At 40.7% G+C, this 21,523-nt stretch carries 17 protein-coding genes; 16 read left to right on the top strand and 1 reads right to left on the bottom strand.

Features of this window, described 5'->3' with window-relative positions; all coding sequences use genetic code 11:
* The first annotated feature begins 95 nt into the window (after nt 1-95).
* The 14 genes from BMZ78_RS00215 (at nt 96) to brnQ (ending at nt 16,284) form a co-directional block, all read left to right on the top strand.
* Nucleotides 96-1,280: a VanW family protein gene (locus BMZ78_RS00215; protein ID WP_175482211.1), complete on the top strand. Its 1,185-nt coding sequence runs from the start codon at nt 96-98 to the stop codon at nt 1,278-1,280.
* 254 nt (nt 1,281-1,534) lie between these two features.
* Nucleotides 1,535-2,833 carry a S8 family peptidase gene (locus BMZ78_RS00210; protein WP_093226960.1) on the top strand — a complete coding sequence of 433 codons (1,299 nt, stop codon included), beginning with the start codon at nt 1,535-1,537 and terminating at the stop codon, nt 2,831-2,833.
* A 512-nt stretch (nt 2,834-3,345) separates the two neighbouring features.
* Nucleotides 3,346-4,167: a pyrroline-5-carboxylate reductase gene (gene proC / locus BMZ78_RS00205; RefSeq protein WP_245739679.1), complete on the top strand. Its 822-nt coding sequence runs from the start codon at nt 3,346-3,348 to the stop codon at nt 4,165-4,167.
* Between the two features lie 110 nt (nt 4,168-4,277).
* Entirely contained in the window at nt 4,278-4,835 is a 558-nt protein-coding gene (locus tag BMZ78_RS00200; RefSeq protein ID WP_093226956.1) for a DUF402 domain-containing protein, read from the top strand.
* 6 nt (nt 4,836-4,841) lie between these two features.
* Nucleotides 4,842-5,357 (top strand): signal peptidase I, encoded by a 516-nt coding sequence (gene lepB, locus BMZ78_RS00195; RefSeq protein ID WP_093226955.1) that lies wholly within the window; start codon nt 4,842-4,844, stop codon nt 5,355-5,357.
* Between the two features lie 188 nt (nt 5,358-5,545).
* Nucleotides 5,546-6,325 carry a GTP-sensing pleiotropic transcriptional regulator CodY gene (gene codY / locus BMZ78_RS00190; RefSeq protein WP_093226953.1) on the top strand — a complete coding sequence of 260 codons (780 nt, stop codon included), beginning with the start codon at nt 5,546-5,548 and terminating at the stop codon, nt 6,323-6,325.
* Between the two features lie 372 nt (nt 6,326-6,697).
* Nucleotides 6,698-8,458 carry an ABC transporter ATP-binding protein gene (locus tag BMZ78_RS00185; protein WP_093226951.1) on the top strand — a complete coding sequence of 587 codons (1,761 nt, stop codon included), beginning with the start codon at nt 6,698-6,700 and terminating at the stop codon, nt 8,456-8,458.
* Between the two features lie 44 nt (nt 8,459-8,502).
* Nucleotides 8,503-8,934, top strand: a complete 432-nt coding sequence (locus BMZ78_RS00180; RefSeq protein WP_093226950.1) for an ATP-binding protein — start codon at nt 8,503-8,505, stop codon at nt 8,932-8,934.
* A gap of 592 nt (nt 8,935-9,526) precedes the next feature.
* The gene (gene cyoE, locus BMZ78_RS00175; RefSeq protein WP_245739678.1) at nt 9,527-10,483 is read left to right on the top strand and encodes a heme o synthase; all 957 of its coding nucleotides are present in this window, start codon (nt 9,527-9,529) and stop codon (nt 10,481-10,483) included.
* A gap of 339 nt (nt 10,484-10,822) precedes the next feature.
* Nucleotides 10,823-11,833 (top strand): cytochrome c oxidase subunit II, encoded by a 1,011-nt coding sequence (coxB, locus tag BMZ78_RS00170; protein ID WP_341849617.1) that lies wholly within the window; start codon nt 10,823-10,825, stop codon nt 11,831-11,833.
* Between the two features lie 126 nt (nt 11,834-11,959).
* On the top strand, nt 11,960-13,795 hold the full coding sequence (ctaD, locus tag BMZ78_RS00165; RefSeq protein WP_425263899.1) for a cytochrome c oxidase subunit I: 1,836 nt from the start codon (nt 11,960-11,962) through the stop codon (nt 13,793-13,795).
* A gap of 2 nt (nt 13,796-13,797) precedes the next feature.
* Nucleotides 13,798-14,421, top strand: coding sequence for a cytochrome (ubi)quinol oxidase subunit III (locus BMZ78_RS00160; RefSeq protein ID WP_093226947.1), 624 nt, complete (start codon nt 13,798-13,800; stop codon nt 14,419-14,421).
* 3 nt (nt 14,422-14,424) lie between these two features.
* Entirely contained in the window at nt 14,425-14,733 is a 309-nt protein-coding gene (locus BMZ78_RS00155; RefSeq protein ID WP_093226945.1) for a cytochrome C oxidase subunit IV family protein, read from the top strand.
* Nucleotides 14,734-14,946: 213 nt separating this feature from the next.
* Entirely contained in the window at nt 14,947-16,284 is a 1,338-nt protein-coding gene (brnQ, locus tag BMZ78_RS00150) for a branched-chain amino acid transport system II carrier protein (RefSeq protein ID WP_093226944.1), read from the top strand.
* Nucleotides 16,285-16,416: 132 nt separating this feature from the next.
* On the opposite strand, the gene rlmD is transcribed toward brnQ, so the two are convergent.
* A complete protein-coding gene (rlmD, locus tag BMZ78_RS00145) occupies nt 16,417-17,811 on the bottom strand; it encodes a 23S rRNA (uracil(1939)-C(5))-methyltransferase RlmD (RefSeq protein ID WP_093226943.1) in 1,395 nt (464 codons plus the stop codon).
* A 194-nt stretch (nt 17,812-18,005) separates the two neighbouring features.
* Here rlmD and BMZ78_RS00140 point away from each other — a divergent pair, with 194 nt between their 5' ends.
* Entirely contained in the window at nt 18,006-18,743 is a 738-nt protein-coding gene (locus tag BMZ78_RS00140) for an ABC transporter ATP-binding protein (RefSeq protein ID WP_093226941.1), read from the top strand.
* A 101-nt stretch (nt 18,744-18,844) separates the two neighbouring features.
* Nucleotides 18,845-21,451, top strand: a complete 2,607-nt coding sequence (locus BMZ78_RS00135) for an ABC transporter permease (RefSeq protein ID WP_175482210.1) — start codon at nt 18,845-18,847, stop codon at nt 21,449-21,451.
* The last annotated feature ends 72 nt before the right edge of the window (nt 21,452-21,523 follow it).

Here is a 21,523-nt window from a genome sequence, read left to right as displayed (position 1 = left end):
TGATTTATGAGTGGATTTATTGCATTTATTTATATAGTTAGATATATTATAAAAGTTGTGGCCGCCGAGCATGATAAATGATTGGAGGTAAAATAGTGAATAAAAAGTTAGCCTCGATCGTAGCCATTATCTTTGTTATTGTTCTCGGAGGTATTGTTGCTTGCTTTTTATTATGGGGCGATGAAAGTGTCAAGGAAACAGTAAAAGAAACTGTCGGAATAGGGCCGGATCATAAAATTGAATTAAAGTCGGGAGATAAAACTTACACGTTAGATTTGAAGAAGGTTGGCTATGATGGAAAAGATGCTGCTACCATTGATAAAAATGCGGTCGAAAAATGGATATGGAAAGAAGTAAAAAAAGAGGTTGAAGAACCTCCCAAAAATGCAAAAATGAAGAGGATTGGGGATCCGATTCAGCCAGAGAAGGCTGGTCGCGTAATGGATGAAAATAAAGTTCGGGATTGGTTGAAGGATTTAACGCCGCTCATTGATAAAACAACGGAAATCCCAATGAAAACCAAGGAACCTCAAGTAACGACCAAGGATCTGAAAAATGTAAATAAAAAGAAGATTTCCGGTTATACAACATACTTTGACAGCAACAATACCAATCGAAATACCAATATTCGTCTAGCTGCAAAAGCAATGGACAGAATTGTAGTCAATCCAGGAGAAACCTTTTCCTTTAACAAAGAAACGGGCCCTCATAATGCCGCAAGAGGTTACAAACCAGCGACAGTCATTGTAAAAGGAGAATTTACACAGGGAGTTGGTGGGGGGATCTGTCAGGTTTCTTCCACTTTATACAATAGTGTGGATCGAGCAGGATTAAAAATCACCAGACTGCAACATCACAGTAAATCTGTAACTTATGTTCCCGTAAATCGGGATGCTACAGTATCCGATGGTGGGCCGGATTTTGCGTTTAAAAACAATTATGACAAACCCATTGCTATTCGAGTTTCGATGGATGATAATTCCTTAACGGTAAAGATTTATAGTGTACCTGAATTAAAACCGAATAAACGGTCTGTACCCGATGCACCGAAGAAATCACAGATCAAGCAAGAAAAGGTCAAAGATCCAACCAAACCAAATGCTGAATTGCCCAAAGACGATAAAGTACCAGATGATGGATCCAAACCGAATGCAACCAATCCAGATGATAAAGGGGAGACACCATCCACTGAAAATCCGGAAGAACCGAATCAGCCGGATCAGCCAGATCCACCGAATGGGGGAGATGAAAAGAAAGAATCGGATGTAAACAGTGTATAGGAAATGGGAGGCGACCTTCATGATGTCGTCCAGTTGATGGATGCTGGACGGCATTTTTTATTGGCTGAAACAGAGTAATTTTTTACCATTATCAGTATTATATAACAGATTTTTTCTTTGGAATAAAGATGGTTGAAAGAAAGAGAAATGATTTAAAAATTTCATTGTATTTTATTGATAAGCAATTTGAAGTTCTGTTTTTTATGAAGGGGATTAGACGGATGAAAGGGAATATATAGTAAGGGGGGATGTCTATGGCGATCAGGAAAAAGGCATGGTTTTTGGAGAGAAAGAGGATGATTGATCCAAGCTTGCGTTATCATTTGCAAATGGTTCGGACACAAGTGGATGATGAGGAGAAAGCCTCTATTCCAGTGATTATCCAATTAAAAGATGAAGCAAATGATCAAGACAAACAGAAGTTGAATGAAATATGTAAAGAAAAATCATATAATTCAATCGATGGCGAATTATCTATTTTATCTGCTGTCCATGGGCGGCTTCATCCAGATACGATTCGCGATTTAACAGAGCAAGAATCGATTGCTCATATCTTTTATGATCGAAAGGTTCATCTTTTTCTTGATGTCGCCAAAAAGACCACAGGAGTACTGGATGTTCAACTTCAAAAAGGACTGACGGGAAAAGGAATCACGATCGCTATCATCGATACAGGAATTCATCCACATCAGGATCTGACGAAACCACATAATCGGATTATTGGCTTTGTGGATTTGATACATGGGAAGAAAGGTCCGTATGATGACCAGGGGCATGGAACTCATTGTGCCGGGGATGCAGCAGGGAACGGGTATACATCACAAGGTTTGTATACAGGACCAGCACCAGAAGCCAATTTGGTTGGGGTAAAAGCGTTGGATGCTCAGGGTGGAGGCAGTTTATCTACGGTCATTCGCGGGATTGAATGGTGTGTAAAGAAAAGAAAGAAATATGGGATTCGTGTTATTTCTCTCTCTTTGGGCACACCAGCGACCATGCCTTATCGCCAGGATCCTTTGGCACAAGCTGCTGAAAAAGCATGGCATCATGGTATTGTTGTGGTTGCTGCAGCAGGTAATGAAGGACCCTATGCAGGCACCATTAGTACACCTGGGAATGATCCTGTAATTATAACGGTTGGAGCGGTAGATGATAAAAACACAGATTCCCTTCTCGATGACGAAATTGCCTCGTTTTCCAGTCGGGGTCCGACTCCCGATGGCTTGGTGAAACCGGATATTTATGCTCCTGGAGCTGATATTTGTTCATTAAATGTCGTCGGTTCTATCCTGGACCAGCAACTTCCCGAAAATAAAGTGGGAGATGACTATATTCGCTTGTCAGGTACATCGATGGCCACTCCTTTTCTCGCAGGAGTTGTGGCCCAATTATTGGAAGCAAATCCCCATTTAAGCCCAAACGACATCAAATGTATACTGACAAGTACTGCTGATGAAATTAAAGGTGAACAAGCCGGATTTGTCAACGTGAAAAAAGCTGCGCGATTGGCAAAACAGTATTTAAAATTCCAAAAAACTGTATCTCCTTTATAAACAACTTCACATACAATATGGGTTCAACCTCGTTACTTCCTGTGAGCATGAAGGCATTAGCAGAAAATGCGTTAAAATAGACGCATAATTTCTTGAAACATTCAGTGTTTACTTGCTGATTTGTTTTTTATCACGCTCTATTTTTCGTTCTGTCTTGAAACAGAAGAAAATGGGTATTGACATCATTTCTGCTTTTTACACATAATTAGAAAAAAGTTTACTTGAAGATGAAACGCTATGATGAGGGCCAGTAAAACAGTACCATCTGTACAGAGAGTGAAACCCATAGGTTGAGAGGTTTTGCCATGATGGCTGTTTGAACCCACCCTCGGATGCGGCTGATGATAAATCAGAGCGGTTCACCTACGTTATCAGGTGAGCGATCCTGTAGATCGCGCTTGAGTTGAGCACAAAAATTGTGCTAACAAAGGTGGTACCGCGGAAGAAAAGCTTCTTTCGTCCTTTGAGACGAAGGAAGCTTTTTTATTTATCAACAAGAAATGGAGGGTTCAATGATGAAAGAGAAAAAGTTTACTTTTATTGGTGCAGGTTCCATGACGGAGGCTATTTTAGCCGGATTACTTGAAAAAAATAAAATTTTGAGACAGAATATAACTATACTTAATAAGAGTAATAAAATTCGTTTGCAAAAGCTATTACAAACGTATGGACTAACGAAACCGCAACAGATCGGGGAAGCCATCCGTCATTCAGATGTTGTTGTGATTGCAGTGAAACCGAAAGATGTGGAGGATGCGTTATTAAAGTGGAGAGAATATATCCATGAAAAACAACTGGTTATTTCTGTGGCGGCAGGCATTTCTACTTCTTACATTGAAAGTTTATTGCAGGCGAATATTGCAGTGATTCGAGCGATGCCGAATACTTCCTGTACCGTCGGTTTGTCTGCTACGGCCATTTGCTCAGGGAAATGGTCAACAGAACAAGATATGCAGTTGGCTAAAGAGATTTTCTCTGCAATTGGCATGGTTGTATCCGTCAAAGAGGAAATGATGGATGCAGTTACAGGTTTGTCTGGAAGTGGCCCTGCTTACTTTTACTATATGGTTGAAGCATTGGAACAAGCCGGGATCCGTGCAGGCTTACAGCCGGATACAGCGAGACAGCTTACATTGCAAACCATCCTTGGTGCGGCACATATGTTGGCGGAAACGGGAAAAAAACCGACGGAATTACGGCAAGAAGTCACTTCCCCAGGTGGCACCACAATGGCGGGATTGGAGGTATTATCCAAATATCAATTGGACCAGGCCGTCATTGAAGCGGTTCTTCGTGCAAAAGAACGTTCGCAGGAGTTGGGACAGTATTTCTAATCCGGACAATTGTCCGGCTTTTCTTCACTCAAATGAATTCTGATTTTTTGTGTTATATTCGATTCGTTTTTTGGAAATAAAAGAAATGGATGGAATTTTAGGAGGGGACAATGAAATTAATCAACAGGGGAGATGTATTGCAAATTCGAAGTTTGAAGTATCCGGATCGCTTCCATCGCCTCTGGAAAGAGTCTGTTGTATTACAGAATGACGATCCATTGATCGCCGCTAATTACAATGTGGAGGTTTTGGAAAACGGTGGTGAGAAATGGTTCTTTCAAGGGTTAGCAATTTGCGTCTTTTCACGGCATGAATGGTTTAACACGATCATGCTATATGATGAACAGGGAAACCTGAACCGATATTATTGCAATATTGCTTCGCCTTATCAGTTGGATCCGGTCAAAAAACAACTTACTTATATTGATTACGATATCGACTTTGTCGTAGATCCAACGCTGCAATATCGCTTGGCAGATGTCGAAGAGTATGTACAAAATCGGGTGCGTTTTTCTTATCCTGAAATGGTTTTGATTGAAGTGGGCCAGGCCGTTGAAGCGTTGAAGATGAAGATCGAATTGAAAGAGCCTCCTTTCCATCCAGATTTCGCAAAGTATTGGTACAAAAGCTACCTATCACTGAAAAGAGGAGATGAATTAATGGAGTGATTTGAGGTGCAACTACTGGGGAAATGGACCTTCATATTTGCCATTGTGATTTCTTGCGGACTTTTGGTTCAAGAGTATGGTGTTGCCTTATCGGTTGTAAATGGTACCTCCATGCAGCCAACGCTTCAAGATGGGGATCAATTGGTAATCAATAAATTGCGATTTTTAATAGATTCGCCAAAAATTGGAGATGTAATTACTTTTAAAGATCCTTCACAAACGCATCGTTTTTTGGTAAAAAGAGTAATTGGGGTTTCCGGAGATACCATTGAGATCCGAAAAGGCATATTGTATCGTAATGGGCGAAAGGTAACAGAGCCTTATATCAACTCACGAATTGAGGATGGTGATTTTGGGCCGGTCATTGTCCGGGAAAATACCGTATTTGTAATGGGAGACAATCGACACCGATGGGCCAGTAGAGACAGTCGTTATCCGAGTGTCGGACTTGTTCCCTATGAATTGATTGATGGCAAAGTGGAATTAATTCTATGGCGGCCGTCATTAAGTGCTTTTCTTTAAAGAATGAATGGGGAAACAATTCGAAAAGTGTTCACAAAAACTATTTTGCTTATTTGTATAAATATCGCATAATAGGAAAAGCGCATCCCCTATTACCGAATGACAAAAAAGACTGATTTAACATACCTATCAACTGCTTGGTGATTAGTTCATCATAAACTAATATTTGATTTGGGAGGATTAGAGTAATGGACTTGCTAACAAAAACTCGTCGCATTTCGAAAATCTTGCAAAAAAATGTCGGACATCATTTAGTGGACTTTGATGAAGTTGCTCAAGTACTTTGTGATGTTTTGCACGCAAACATCTATGTACTCAGCCCGGAAGGAAAAATCTTGGGTATGGCTATCGATCATGAAATTGAAAGCGAACGGATGCAACAATACCTGAATGATCGCTCGTTCCCGGCAGAATATGCCAAACTGCTGATGGAAGTAGACAAAACGATGCCAAACGTAGACGTTGACAGCCCATATACAGCTTATCCAACCGAAATGAAAGACATTTTCCGTTATGGTTACACCACATTGGTACCGATTATCGGTGGAGGCGATCATCTCGGAATCCTCGTTCTTTCTCGTATGAATGAGAAATTCGTGGATGATGATTTAATCTTGGCTGAATACGGTGCTACGGTTGTTGGAATGGAAATCTTGCGTGAACGTGCCGGACAAGTTGAAGAAGAAGCGCGCAGTCGTGCAGTTGTTCAATTAGCGATCAATTCGCTGTCATTCAGTGAGCTGGAGGCTGCTGAACATATCTTCAATGAGCTGGATGGACTGGAAGGACTTCTGGTCGCAAGTAAAATTGCTGACCGTGTTGGAATTACACGTTCAGTGATTGTCAATGCTTTACGTAAGTTGGAAAGTGCAGGAGTAGTGGAATCACGGTCTCTCGGTATGAAAGGAACCTACATTAAAATCCTCAATCCAAAACTACTTCCTGCATTGGAAAAAGCTCGCCACTAATATATACCCGAAATGATGCTCGAGAACTCCTGATTCAAGTTCTCGAGCATATTTTTTACTCAAATTGTGTTTAATAAAGAGCATAATCGTTTCATTATATCATTTGAATATTGAGATTAATATGAAGATGTTATATAATTATATATATTATTTATTAAGATTTAATTAATAAATACTTTGTTTGATTCAAGAATTGGTCGAGAAACAAAAAGTGAGTTTGAAGTATAGATGACATTGAATCTTTTTACGTTCATGACTCGTTAAATGATATAAAAAGTAATAATTTGACCTAGATATGACAAACAAACTTTATTCAATCTTTGCTATAATGAGGAAGATCATTGTAGTTTTGTACCAGGGGCTGAAGAAGAGATGGGAAGCGTACGCAGATATATGCAGTTTATCAAACCTTATTGGAAGAAAATCTCTATCACCTTTTTTGTGGGTGTGATCAAGTTTGCGATTCCTCTTCTCCTTCCACTCCTGTTAAAATATGTGGTCGATGATTTGTTACTGGCTCCTGTTCCGAGTGAAGAGAAATTGCAAAAACTAGCCTGGGTAATCGCCGGGGCTTTCTTTATATTCACAGTCATTCGTATTCCAGTCGAGTACTATCGCCAATATTTGGCACAACAAGTGGCAAGCCAGGTTTTATTTGATATTCGAAATCAGCTATTTGATCATCTTCAGAGACTGTCTTTACGTTTTTACCATAATCAAAAAGTTGGGCAAATAATATCTCGGGTAATTAACGACGTAGAACAAACCAAAGAGTTTATTGTTACCGGGATGATGAATATATGGCTTGATGCGATGACTTTACTCATAGCGATCGCAATGATGCTTTGGCTAGATCCATGGATGACCATTGTATCCTTGGCGGTTTTTCCCTTATACGGCGTTTCGGTTAAATATTTCTTCAAGAATTTACGAAAGTTATCCAGGGAAAGATCCCAAGCTCTTGCGGAGCTTCAGGGACATTTACATGAGCGTGTTCAAGGTATTTCTGTTATTCGTGCCTTTCATTTAGAGGAAGTTGAGAAAAAAAAATTTATCGAGCAAAACCGTTATTTTCTGCATAAAGCGATTCATTACTCCAAATGGCTGGGAAAAACATTTTCGGCCATAAATACGATTACGGATTTGGCACCCATTCTGGTCATTTGTGTATCAGCATATGAGGTGATTCAAGGAAGACTCAGCATTGGAGAAATGACTGCATTTTATGGCTATTTAAGTCTTATTTACTCTCCCGTACGGCGATTGGTCAATTCATCAACCACTTTAACCCAAGCACATGCTTCAATGGATCGTGTCTTTGAATTTATGGATGAACCTTATGAGATTACGGATCGGGCAAATGCTGTGGATGTAGAACAGGTAGAGGGAAAAGTTGAATTCAGGCAAGTATACTTTCGCTATAATGAAAATCAAGATTGGGTTTTAAAAGGAGTCGATTTGCAGATACAGCCTGGACAAACTGTAGCGTTAGTGGGACCTAGTGGAGGTGGAAAATCCTCACTGATCTCCTTGCTTCCTCGCTTTTATGATGTTCATAGTGGAAAAGTGTTGATTGATGGCCGGGATATTCGTGATTTTACGATTAAGAGCTTACGAAAGCAGATGGGAATCGTTTTGCAAGATAACATATTATTCAGTGGATCGGTAGAAGAGAATATTCGGATGGGTAAAATCAATGCTTCCATAGAAAAAGTGGTTGAAGCAGCCAAAGCCGCCAATGCTCATGAGTTTATTATGAGCTTGCCAAATGGTTACCAGACAGAAATAGGTGAAAGAGGTGTCAAGCTGTCAGGTGGCCAAAAACAAAGAATAGCCTTGGCCAGGTTATTCTTAAAGAATCCAGCTATTCTTATTTTAGATGAGGCTACTTCCGCTTTGGATCTTCAATCAGAGCATTTGGTTCAAGAGTCTCTGGAAAGATTGGCTAAGCACCGGACGACTATTATCATCGCACATCGTTTGTCTACCATTACACATGCAGATCAAATCTTTTTCATTGAGCATGGAGAAGTCAAAGAGGCTGGAACTCATGAAGAACTCATGGCTCAAAATGGGAAATATGCGCAGTTGTTTAAGGTGCAGCATCTTCATTTACCATCAGCTTATATTTAAAGAGACGCAAGAGAATGCTCGCAAGATGATGGAGGCGAAAATAAGTGGATAAAACGACTTTTCACATAAAAGATGAAGAGAATATTGTCCATGCTAGAAGTGAAGTGCGAGAGATAGCACGAAGCCTGGGCTTTGATGAATTGGATCAAGCGAGGATTGTCCAGTCTGTATCTGAATTGGCTCGAAATGTGATTCAGTATGCGAAAGAAGGAACCATTACCGTTGAGGTATTGACCGTGGAGGATCGAAAAGGACTCAAAATCAAAGTGGAGGACTTTGGACCAGGTATACCGAATGTAAAAGAGTTGATGATGGAAGCGAAGCGTAAACATAATGGTGAAACTTCTGGTTTACAGCAAGTTCGTATGCTCATGGATGATATGAATATTAAAACATCAGAAACTGGAGAAGCTGGAACTTGCGTAGAAGTGATTAAATGGCTAAAGACCAGTACCATGCTAAATGGAAAAAGCTAAACTTTTGGGTTAGTAAAATACCGAGGCCGCCCTACAATTCCGGTTTTCCTTTTCCAGTTAAATGACTTCTTGCTTCTTTTTGTGGAGCGGGAGTGAAACAGAAAAGGAAAACCGACATATAACGGAAACTTTGTCAACAAGCTGTACCGTCTTTTTTATAAAAGACGGTATTTTATTTTTGTAAGAGTAGATATTATTGTTAAAGGAAGTATGAATTCCTTCATCGTCACAAAAAGTTCACACAAATGACACGTAAATGTCAAGTTGATTAATGATTAAAATTAGATGGAGATTTCGTTACTTAATTTCCTTTTCTCGTGATATTTCCGTATTATGAATCTTTTTCGTGCACTCTTGCACTAACTTTTTATATCATCTAAAATGGTGATGATATTAAGGCTCGTTATATATATTTTTTTTGGTATCTACGGGTTTATAGGGAGATCCCATTAGGGAGAGAAACATATCATGAGTTAATGGTTCTCATGCGGACTACCCATTTTTTGCCTCCTTAAATTTTTAAATCGCTTAAAAAATAAGGATGGATGCAGGTTGGTGCCGCATAACTCTGGACTGGAAAGGAGGTCAAAGTGTGGAACGATCCATGCCGCAGCAAACGACAACGAACCAGATTATCCCGCCAGAGTCTTACTTGGAAACAGGTAGGGCAACCTGGCGAGATTATATAGAAATTACAAAGCCTGGAATTAATAAAACGAATCTTTTAGCCACATTTGCTGGTTATTGGATCGCAGCGGGATTCACTTCTTTCGATTTTCTTACGTTCTTTTTTACCATGTTAGGGACGGGTCTGATTATTGCGGGAGGTTGTACCATTAACAATTTCTATGATCGCGATATTGATCCGCGCATGGAGCGAACGCGAAAGAGGGCGATTCCTGAAGGCAGAATTAAACCAGCGATTGCCTTATGGTATGGGATTACTCTAACCATCCTAGGTATACTTATATTGGCAATCGGAGTGAATGCACTTGCCGCTTTTCTTGGTCTCATGGGTTTTTATGTTTATGTGATTGTTTATACCATGTGGCTAAAGAGAACCAGTACATTAAACACAGTCATTGGTGGAATTTGTGGCGCAATTCCTCCATTAATCGGTTGGGCTGCTGTTAATAATTCGCTGGATCTGTCTGCATGGGCTCTTTTCCTGATCTTGTTTATGTGGCAGCCGCCTCATTTCTTTGCGCTGGCAATGCGCAAAGTGGACGACTACCGCAGAGCGGGAATTCCAATGCTGCCTGTAGTAAAAGGCTTTGCCGCAACAAAAAAACAGACTTTGTTTTTTACCCTGTTGCTATTACCATCTTCTTTAATCCTTTTCTTTACAGGGGTTGCGGGTTGGATTTATTTTGTCGTAGCTTTGATTTTGGGATTGATTTATATAGCGCTCTCAATCAAAGGCTTTTTTGCCAAAGATGATGATCTATGGGCAAAGCAGATGTTCTTTTACTCACTGATTTACATTACGTTGATTTTATTTGTTATGATAGTGGATGTAGCTGTGATGGAAATCGTCAAAATGTATTAATCAGCTAACAGTGCTTCAAGCTGAATATAGATTAAAGCTATGAAAACTGTTAAATTTAATCAACAGGTGAGTGCTTTTCCCAACATCTTGACTTCTGTATTGCAAAACAGAGTATGTGGCTGGGTAGTTGTTTCTTTTTTTGTGTGAGACGAAATGTCGGTCGCAGGCAAAGATTGGTCGATCGGCTGATCTTTGCCTGCGACCTGTGAAGCATCACACCCAGAGTGATGAGCCCAGAGTGATGAGGTATAACAAAATGAAATGAGGGAAAAGGCTCAGTTTAATCTTGTTTATTCACTATGTTAGCTCAGCCAATGTAACAGAAAGTGAGGTTTGATTGTGGTGAGTCGTCAACATTTGTCGCGGGTACTGTCTGTATTCGCACTGGTGGCGTTCCTTTTGGCTGGTTGTGGAGATCCACGACTAAATGCATTACAGCCCAAAGGAACTGCAGGAGAACAACAGTTAGACTTGATCATGCTTAGTATCTATATCATGTTGTTTGTATTCGCAGTTGTTATGGCTATTTTTATCTATGTCATCGTGCGATTTAGAAAGAGAAAAGGTGTGTCTCGTACGCCGAAACAAGTGCATGGAAGCACATTGGCGGAAATTGTGTGGACTGCGATTCCAATTATCCTGTTAGCAATTCTCGCTGTCCCAACAGTGAAAACCACCTTTAACTTGGGATCGGCCCAGCCAAAAAGTGCAGATGCACTAAAAATCAAGGTAACTGGGTATCAATATTGGTGGGAATTTGAATACTTAAATGCAAATGGAAAACGTTTTAAAACAGCACAAGAGCTTCACATCCCGGTAGGCAAAAAAGTTTACCTGGAAATCTATGGCAAAGATGTATTGCATTCTTTCTGGGTTCCGGCCTTGGGTGGTAAAATGGACGTAATTCCAGGAAAAGTAAATACCATGTGGCTTGATGCGAAAAAACCAGGTGAATACCAGGGGAAATGTGCTGAGCTTTGTGGTGCAGGCCATGCATTGATGGACTTTAAAGTCTATGCTCATGAACAGGCTGACTTTGATAAATGGGTTGCACAAATGACTACACCTCACAAGCCAACCACGGTGGCTGAAAAAGAGGGTGAAAAAATCTTTAAGCAAAACTGTCTGAGCTGCCATGCTACAGCTGATCCAAAGATTAAAGGCCCAGACTTGTCGAAGTTCGGCACACGGCATACGATTGCCGGTTTCTTGCCTAAAAACGAAAAGAACCTAGAAAAATGGCTGAAGGATCCGGAATCGGTTAAACCGGGTGCGAGAATGCCCAAGATCAATTACTTAAATGATCAAGAAATGAAAAGTCTCATGGAATATCTCATGAATAGCAAATAGAAGTGAAGAATTTGATTTTACTTTGAGGGAGGGACGATTGTGGGCACACTTCTGGTCGTTCTTGTCCTTGCCTTGTTTTTGGCCGCAATCTTAACGGGGGGTTATAATAAGGACTTCCTTGAACGTGTGCGGCATTCCAAGGTGTGGGATTGGCTCACAACAGTGGATCACAAGAAAATCGGGATTATGTATTTTATGTCTGGATTTTTCTTTCTGCTCATCGGTGGTCTGGAAGCTGTATTCATGCGTTTACAGTTGATTGTTCCAAATAATGATCTTTTTACTGGAGATACATTTAACAAATTACTGACCATGCATGGTACCACGATGATTTTCTTGGCAGCCATGCCAATGATCTTTGGAATCATTAACGTGGTTATGCCACTCCAGATCGGGGCTCGAGACGTAGCATTTCCGTTTTTGAACTCACTTGGATTTTGGGCGTTTTTCTTTGGTGGATTGCTACTGAATTTATCCTGGATTTTTGGTGGAGCTCCAAATGCCGGATGGACTTCTTATCCATCTTTGGCCTTAATGGGCTTTAACCCAGGTCCAGGAATTGACTATTATGTTCTTGGATTGCAGATTAGTGGTATCGGTTCGTTGATGAGCGGTATTAACTTTCTTGCAACGATCATTAATATGCGCACACCAGGAATGACGTTCCTGCGTATGCCGATGTTTACTTGGACTTCTTTTGTTACATCTGCTCTCTTGTTATTTGCGATGCCACCACTTACGGTAGGATTGCTGCTTCTCATGTTTGACCGGGTATTTGGTTCTGCCTTCTTTGACCCTGCGTTGGGTGGAAGCCCAGTCATTTGGCAACATTTGTTCTGGATCTTCGGTCATCCGGAAGTATATATCGTGATCCTGCCGGCTTTCGGTATCATGTCCGAAGTGATTAGCACTTTCTCGAAAAAACGTCTGTTTGGTTACACCTCTATGGTGTTTGCAACCGTCGTGATTGGTTTCCTGGGCTTCATGGTTTGGGTACACCATATGTTTACAGTCGGTCTTGGGCCGATGTCTAACTCGATCTTTGCGGTCGCGACGATGGCGATTGGTGTTCCGACGGGTATCAAGGTATTTAACTGGCTCTTTACGATGTGGGGCGGTGAGTTGCATTTTAAAACCCCAATGCTATGGGCTGTTGGATTTATTCCAACGTTCGTGATGGGTGGAGTTACTGGGGTTATGCTGGCTGTTCCACCAGCTGACTTCCAATATCATGATAGCTATTTCGTTGTAGCCCACTTCCACTATGTGCTTGTAGGTGGTACGGTATTTGCCCTGTTTGCCGGAGCTTATTATTGGTGGCCAAAAATGTTTGGCAAGCTTCTTGACGACAGATTGGGCAAGTGGCATTTCTGGCTGTTCTTTATCGGTTACCATCTGACCTTCTTCCCACAGCACTTCCTGGGACTGTTTGGAATGCCACGCCGGGTATTCACATACCAAGCCGGTTACGGATTGGAATCACTTAACATGCTCAGTTCGATCGGTGCAGTTGGAATGGTACTTGGTACGATCATCTTTACCATTAACGTAATTAAAACGGCAAGAAGCAAAGAATTGGCTCCTGCAGATCCTTGGGATGGTCGTACTCTTGAGTGGTCGGTCCCATCTCCAGTACCAGAATACAACTTTGCCCAGTTGCCGCTTGTACGTGGTTATGACGCATTCTGGATAGAAAAGCAAGCAGGAAACAAAGGTATGGCTCCTGCTGAACCGTTAGGACCTATTCATATGCCATCGCCATCTTACATTCCAGTGATCATGTCGCTTGGACTGTTTATCGCGGGTTACGGTTTTGTTGCCCATGCGATTCCAGTCGCAGTCATTGGAATTGCCGTGGTGTTTATCTCGATGTTTGTCCGTTCTTTCCAACAAGATTTTGGATACCATATCGAACCAGAAGAAATTGTTGGTTCGGCTAAGGCTAAGGAGGTTAAAGCTTAATTATGGCTTCGCATATTCATCCCAATGACCGTCCGAAACAGCCTGGCCACTTGGAAACTGCGACCTTTGAAGGAAAAAACAAAGTATTGGGTTTCTGGCTCTTCCTCGGAGCCGAAACCGTCCTTTTTGCCTGTTTGTTCGGTACTTATCTGGCCTTGCGCAATGCCAACATGGGTGGGCCTACAACCCAACAACTGTATGATTTAAAATTGGTTGGTCTGGCTACCTTTTTCCTGTTGACCAGTAGCTTAACCAGTGTTCTGGCTATGAATGCCATGAATCGTCTGAAACAAGGTGCGATGCAGTTTTGGCTGGGTGTAACTGTATTACTAGGGTTGGCGTTCTTGATTCTGGAGATTTACGAGTTTGTGCATTATGTACATGAAGGTCACACATTTACAAGTAGTGCGTTTGGATCTTCCTTCTATGCTTTGGTTGGTACCCACGGTGCCCACGTGACATTTGGGCTTGCTTGGATTATGACCTTAATGATCCAAACTGCTAGAAGGGGCCTTACTTATGAAATGGCACCAAAGCTGTTTGTAAGCAGTTTGTATTGGCACTTTATTGACGTTGTGTGGGTATTCATCTTCACACTTGTGTATTTGCTTGGAAAGGTGGGTTAAACGGTGTCAGAGAATACAAACCAAAAAACCACCAATGAAATGTCACATAAACCAGATGGCACAGCCAAACACATTTTTGCTTTCATCGTCATGATTGCTTTGACAGCAGCAGCCTTTTATTTGGTAGCTACAGATGTAGTTCCGGAAAATATGATTTTGCCACTCATTTTGGTGTTTGCTGTGATCCAGGTCTTTTTGCAACTGTTTACCTTTATGCATTTAAACCAAAAAGGTTCTGCTTTTTATACGATTTTCATGATTGCCGGTATTGTGATTGCGGTTGTATCGGCTCTAGGAATTTTACTTATGTAAAATCTGAGTCCTACTTCAATAAAAAAACGCTGTCGACGATATGTCGGCAGCTTTTTATTTTTTTCATTATGATTTTTGACTTGTATTTGGTAAAAGGATCATAAAATATATTAAAATAATATATTTTAATAAAAATTAAAATCAAAGAAATAAATTTTTATTAGATGCATGCTTTTATTTATTATATAATTACAGCTATAAAGGAGGGTTAAAATGAAGGAACAATCAGAAAATAATGTCTTATCTATTGGACTTATGCTATTTGCATTATTCTTTGGTGCAGGAAATTTGATTTTTCCACCTTTTTTAGGTCAAGCAGCAGGAGATCATTTTTGGACCGCCATTCTTGGTTTTTTAATCACGGGTGTGGGGCTACCGCTTTTGGGTGTGGTAGCTGTCGCTTATTCTGGGGGGAGTTTACAAACCATAGCGGGCAAGATCCATCCGAAATTTGGAATCTTTTTTACTTTTTTGGTTTATCTGGTCATCGGCCCCTTATTTGCTCTTCCGCGTACCGGTACGGTTTCGTTTGAGCTGATGAGTGGTTTTTTACCTGATAGTTTAAAAGGGGAGAACTGGCCGTTAATTGTTTATACATTTTTGTACTTTGCGGTAACCCTTTGGTTAAGTATAAATCCTTCCAAGCTTGTAGATATCATTGGTAAAATATTAACACCTATTTTATTTATCGCTATTACGCTTCTTTTCATTAAAGGCTTGATTACTCCGATTGGAGATTTCGGTCAACCAACTGAATTATATGCTAAACACTCTTTCTTTAAAGGATTTGTCGAAGGATATTTAACGATGGATACATTGGGAGCATTGGTGTTTGGGATTGTCGTCGTTCAAGCTGTCAAAGAAAGAGGAGTGACGGATCCGAAGCAGATTTCTTTCAATACGGTAAAAGCTGGGATCATTGCTGCTCTGGGTTTAGCGTTTGTATATCTGGTATTGGGTTATTTAGGAGCCACGAGCCAAAGCTTGGGCTCAGCCGAAAATGGTGGGCAAATATTAAGTAAGGTGTCTTATCATTTGTTTGGTGGTGCTGGTGCGATCTTGTTAAGCGTTGTTGTAACCTTGGCTTGTCTTACGACATCGATTGGACTTTCTACAGCATGTGCACAGTATTTTTCTGAACGAATTCCAAAGGCATCCTATAATATGATGTTGATCATTACGATTGGATTTAGCCTGGTTGTTGCCAATTTCGGTTTGACCCAGTTAATTTCATTCTCTGTTCCTGTGTTGGTTGCTGTTTATCCCGTAGCGATTGCACTCATTTTCCTTTCTTTCCTGGATCGTGTTTTTCGAGGTTATTCGCAAGTTTATATTTGTACCATTATGGCGACTGCGCTTGTCAGTGTAGTGGATGGACTAAAAGCTGCACACTTGGAACCCGGATCAAGCATCATGAATCTCTATGGTCAGCTTCCATTGTTTAATGAAGGAATGGGTTGGCTTATTCCTGCCGTTGCTGGTATGTTGTTCGGCTATTTATGGGGATTATTAAAACACAGTTCAAGTATGGATAAAGTGATGGAATCATAGAGAATTTGAAGAATTTAACAAACCCGTATCACAATAGTGTGGTACGGGTTCATCATTTTTTTATAGTCAAAGTGGAGCTCAGGTGGGGATTGGAAATTTTGTTGAGAGTTTTGAGTCACTATCAGTGTTTGTTCAAATAGCCTCTAATAAGGTCACACTCTCGACATGTGCTGTTTGCGGAAACATATCGAGAGGAACAATACGTTTCAGTTCGTAACCTCCTTGCAGCAACTGATGGCAATCTTTAGCCAATGTGGAAGGATTGCAAGAGACATAGATAAGGCGAGGAATTTTCACTTTTAATAAAGTGTCAATCAGCGGCTGCCCCAAGCCGGTTCGTGGTGGGTCCACTACGACCAGATCGGGTTGCAATCCATTCTGGATCCAGTCAGGCAAAAGAGATTCAGCTTCACCTGCAAAGTATTCTGCATGCTCAATACCATTGATTTTCGCATTTTCTCTGGCATCCTCTATCGCTTCAGGAATGGTATCCATGCCCAATACCTTTTTTGCATCTTTGGCGAGCCATAAGCCAATCGTACCTACTCCGCAGTAAGCGTCAATGATTGTTTCACTTCCAGTAAGCTTTGCGAGTTTCCTTACTTCTTCGTAAAGCTTGGCTGTTTGAACTGGATTCAGTTGAAAAAAGGCTCGTGGTGATAGAAGAAAAGTAAGCTCTCCCAGCTTTTCCGTAATTTTTTCTTTTCCCCATAACAAGCGATTTCTATCCCCAAAGATTAGTGAAGTTTTATGAGGGTTGTGGTTAAGGACAATACTTTTTACCTGTGGAAGTTGTTCAGTGACCATGGATATCAGTGTTTTTTCTTCAGGAAAAGAACTTGTACGAGTGACCAGGACCAATTGCACTTCTTCTGTAGCAAAAGCGATCCTTGCCACCAAATGGCGAATCACACCTTGATGTTTACGTTCCTCATAAACGGAGATTTTGAGTTGCTCAATGATTTCACGAGTCACACTTAATACTTGGTTTACTAAGGGATGCTGAACCAGACAGTCATCCACTTGCACCAGGCGATGGGATTTGGCCGAAAACATTCCCATGGCAACTCGGTTACCGATCTGCTGAAGCGGAAGCTGTGCTTTATTCCGGTAAGTCCAAGGCTCTGACATGGAAATCATGGGTTCAATAGGAATTTCATCCAGATGTGTGTATTTGCGAAACGCTTCCTGTACTAACTCCCGTTTCAAACGACGTTGAAAACGGTAGTCCATATGCTGTAGTTGACAACCGCCACATGTGTCATAGACTGGACATTGGGGATCAGTCCGATAGGCTGATTTTTTCTTGATACGAATCAGTTTGGCTTTGGCAAAGTTTTTCTCTATGTCCGTGATCCGGGCAACTACAATTTCTCCAGGGATCGCTCCATCAACAAATACCACTTGTTTCTGATAGTAACCAACTCCTTCCCCATTAATCCCTAACCGACGTATGGAAAGTTCCACTTCCTGGCCTTTATGTAAATGAATCTTTTTATTTTTCTTCCATGCTTTTTGTTTCACCATGTTTCATGTCTCCGTTTCATTTTTTGTCAACCTCTATTGTATCGAAGCGAGCCGAAAATGCCAAAGAGTTATCAAACAGGGTATTGAAAAATTTCTCCTCCATCTTGACAATTTCTTGAAAACTTTCTGATATGTTCTGGATGAAAGCAAAGTAATATAGAGAAGAATCAAACAAACAGAAGGGAGCCAGATTGATGAAAGTGAATCCTTTGATTTCAGCGATAGATGTATGGAAGATATTTGGGGAAGGTGAAAGTAGAGTTGAAGCATTAAGAGGAATATCCTTAGAAATTCAGCAAGGTGAGATGGTAGCTGTGATGGGGCCATCTGGCTGTGGAAAAACCAGTTTACTCAACTGTTTGTCTGGGATTGATCAGATTACGCAAGGTAAAGTGCTCATTGAAGGAAAAAGATTACATGACATGAAGGAAAAAAACCGAGATCTTTATCGTTTGAAGAAAATGGGATTTGTTTTTCAAAGTTATAATTTAATACCGGTATTAACCGCAGTGGAAAATGTAGAGTTACCGCTGTTATCGCAAGGAGTGAAAGGGAGTATCGCACGTAAACAAGCAGAAGAAGCGTTGATTCGTGTAGGATTGAAAGATCGGTCTCAGCACTATCCCTTTGAACTATCGGGTGGACAAGCACAGCGAGTTGCGTTGGCACGGGCAATTGTCAATAAGCCTCGAATCATTTGGGCCGATGAACCAACAGGGGCTTTGGACCGAGATACCAGTAATATGGTAATGGATCTATTTGATCACTTTCACCGTGTGGACGGAACCACGATTGTCATCGTGACCCATGATCCTCAAATTGCAGAACGCGCTGATCGTATCATTTATATGGATAGTGGCCGGGTTATTCAAGAGCGTGATCCACGTCGAAAACAGAATTATGATGTGAGTGCGAAAGGACGAGTAAAATGATTGGAATAGGAATAGGGAGCGTTGTTTTATTTCTGGTAATAATCAGTTATTATTGGTTGCGGGCACCGCACTTATGTCGGATGGCGTGGAACAATGCGAAGATGCATAGGCGTACGACCCTTTTTACTCTAATTAGTTCGATGGTGGGAACAGCACTTATTACTTCAGCGTTTATGCTATATGCTTCTCTACAGGCTAGTTTGCAGGAGTACGAAACAACTCATATTGGAAAGATTGAAAGTGATGTAACTACCCAAACGGGAAAAGTTTCAGAGCAAGATTGGAAAGAAGTTCAAAGCAAGCTAGAGAAAGGATCTGCTTTACCAGTTGTTACTTTTTACGGCAATTTGACAAGGGGAAAAGAAAATATTGTTCCACATATCGTTTTTCATGCTTTTTCATATCAAGAAGCCTTAAAATGGGATGTTAAAGCAGTACAGTCCATTCCCTCACCGATAGAACCGGGTGAAATCGTTCTTTCCAAACGAGCAGCAGCCCAATTAGGGGTACAAGAGGGCGCACAAGTTCAATTGGTTATTCCACCAAATACAGTACAAGTATTTACAGTCAAAAAAATCGTACCCGAACATGGTTTAACAGGCTATCGAGGTACCAAACAGGGGAAAGCAACGGCTTTTCTTTCATTGGAGACAGCTCGAAAGATCATGGGGCTTAAAGAAGGATATACCAATCTTTTACTCGCGAGCTTTGTTGCTTCAGATCTTTTTCCAGCAGAAAAATGGGAAATCCATCAAGTGAAGAATGATGTTCTTCATGCTGTGAATAATATTCAAAAATTTGTCCATCTCTTTTTTATCACGAGCTTAGTTGCGATTGTTATTGGCATTGTCCTTGTGTTCAATATCTTTAAAATGATTGGAGAAGAACGACGAAAAGAGCTTGGGGTAATCCGAGCCATCGGGATGAATACGGGAGATTTATCGCGTGTATTACGAATAGAGGGGATTGTCTATGCAAGCGTTTCTAGCTTACTAGGAATGGTGCTTGGCATTGGGCTGTCCATATTAGCACTGCAGCAATTGCAAAGTTTGATTCAGTTGATGTCGCAATATCGAGATGAGATCGAGATTTCTTACCAGTTTACAGTTGATCCTTATTTCTTGTTCACTGCAGGCGGGATTGGATTTTGCCTTGTATATTTCAGTATGATGTGGATTTCTTGGCGAGCCTCAAAGCAAAATATTGTAAGTATGCTTCAAATTACCAAAAGTCCGATGAACTATTCGGCACTAGCAAAAAGGCGTATGAAATGGAAAAAAGTTTTTTATACGGTGTTGGCACTGTTTACACTTGCTTTGATCATGATCACTTTGACGCCTACTTGCCAAAATTGGCTTACGAAACGATTCCCAGATCAAGAAAACTATTTTTACGCAGGAGCGGTACTCTTTGTTTTTGTCAGTTCGTTATGGTGTCTTCAGTTTATCTTCCCGACTTTATTGTCTTCTATATTAAAAGGTTTACAAGGTCACTCTAAATGGGTAGCTACTTTGCAGATCGCTTTTCGTTATCCTATTGCTTATCAAAAACGGACCATATTGATCTTGTTTATGTTTATGATCGTTCTTTTCTTAACCGCATTTGCGAGTATGATTGGTTCCGCATTTGCCAGTTGGACAGATCGGATGGAGGCACGTCAAGCATTGGGAGGGTATGATCTGGCTGCCCAGAGCGAACGTCAGCTTTCGACCAAGGCATTACAAGATATAGTAAATAAGTCCAAATATATAGAAAAAAATCAGATTTCTGGTGTGACATCAGTGATTCAGGCCAATGTATCCCTTACTTACCCCGACTTTAAAGTGAATGGGATCGATCAATCATTTGCTGAACATAACCAAGTTGTATTGGAACAGAAAGAAACGAGATTTAAATCAGATCAAGCGGTATGGCAAGAGGTGGCTCAAGATCCAGAAGTTGTGGTGATTTCGAGCCGTGATCTTGGTTTGATAGAACGAGATCAGCGTAAAAAATATCAAATTGGGGAACAAGTACCTATTCAAGTAGAGGGAAAAGTTGTATCCAAAAAATTAATTGCAATTGCTAAATATTATTCGGAAAGTTACGGTTATTTTATCTCTTATGGAATTTGGATGAACCAAAATGAAGTAGAGCGGCTAGCTGAAAAAACAGAAAATGTATGGCTGTTTCGTGTACATGACAAAGAGCAATTAAGGACAATAGCGAAAAAAGTGCAAAAAGAAGTGACAGAACAAGGAGCTTTTCAATTGTTAAATCCTGAGCAACAACTTGTAGTAAGTCAATCATTTATTCGAGTGATTTTTTCTCTGCTGGAATCGTTTAGTTTCTTGGCAACCGTCATCGGTTTGGCAGGATTGATGGTGATTATGTTCCGACAAGTTCAGGAGCGTCAGCAGCAGCTGGGCATGATTCGCGCTTTGGGAATCGAAAAGAAACAAGTATACTGGAGTATATTTAGTGAAGGGTTTATCATCGCTTTCCTTGGGATTGTATTGGGAATTGGAATGGGTGTTTATGCTGGGTCTCTGATTTTAAAGCCATTTGGTCAGACTGAACAGATCGAACAATATAGACAAGCGTTTCCTTTGTTCAAAATTCTTCTTTACTTTGTTCTAGGTTTAGTCATTTCTATTTTTGGTGCATTTTTGCCGGCAAGAAAGGCTTTGAAAGTTTCCCCAATAGAAGCTACGCGTTATATAAGCTAAGATGATTGAAAAGTGGGTCGTTTTCCTCTCAAGATGTGTTTATCTTAAAGGGGTTCCTTTTCTGGTTGACAG

The organism is Thermoflavimicrobium dichotomicum (assembly GCF_900114055.1).
Lineage (GTDB): Bacteria > Bacillota > Bacilli > Thermoactinomycetales > Thermoactinomycetaceae > Thermoflavimicrobium > Thermoflavimicrobium dichotomicum.
This window is presented reverse-complemented; position numbering and strand designations above follow the sequence as displayed.

Coding starts and splice junctions, on each gene's coding strand:
- BMZ78_RS00210 (WP_093226960.1), top strand. CDS start 1,535: ATGGCGATCAGGAAAAAGGCATGGTTTTTGGAGAGAAAGAGGATGATT.
- proC (WP_245739679.1), top strand. CDS start 3,346: ATGATGAAAGAGAAAAAGTTTACTTTTATTGGTGCAGGTTCCATGACG.
- BMZ78_RS00200 (WP_093226956.1), top strand. CDS start 4,278: ATGAAATTAATCAACAGGGGAGATGTATTGCAAATTCGAAGTTTGAAG.
- codY (WP_093226953.1), top strand. CDS start 5,546: ATGGACTTGCTAACAAAAACTCGTCGCATTTCGAAAATCTTGCAAAAA.
- BMZ78_RS00185 (WP_093226951.1), top strand. CDS start 6,698: ATGGGAAGCGTACGCAGATATATGCAGTTTATCAAACCTTATTGGAAG.
- BMZ78_RS00160 (WP_093226947.1), top strand. CDS start 13,798: ATGGCTTCGCATATTCATCCCAATGACCGTCCGAAACAGCCTGGCCAC.
- brnQ (WP_093226944.1), top strand. CDS start 14,947: ATGAAGGAACAATCAGAAAATAATGTCTTATCTATTGGACTTATGCTA.
- rlmD (WP_093226943.1), bottom strand. CDS start 17,811: ATGGTGAAACAAAAAGCATGGAAGAAAAATAAAAAGATTCATTTACAT.
- BMZ78_RS00140 (WP_093226941.1), top strand. CDS start 18,006: ATGAAAGTGAATCCTTTGATTTCAGCGATAGATGTATGGAAGATATTT.
- BMZ78_RS00135 (WP_175482210.1), top strand. CDS start 18,845: ATGCATAGGCGTACGACCCTTTTTACTCTAATTAGTTCGATGGTGGGA.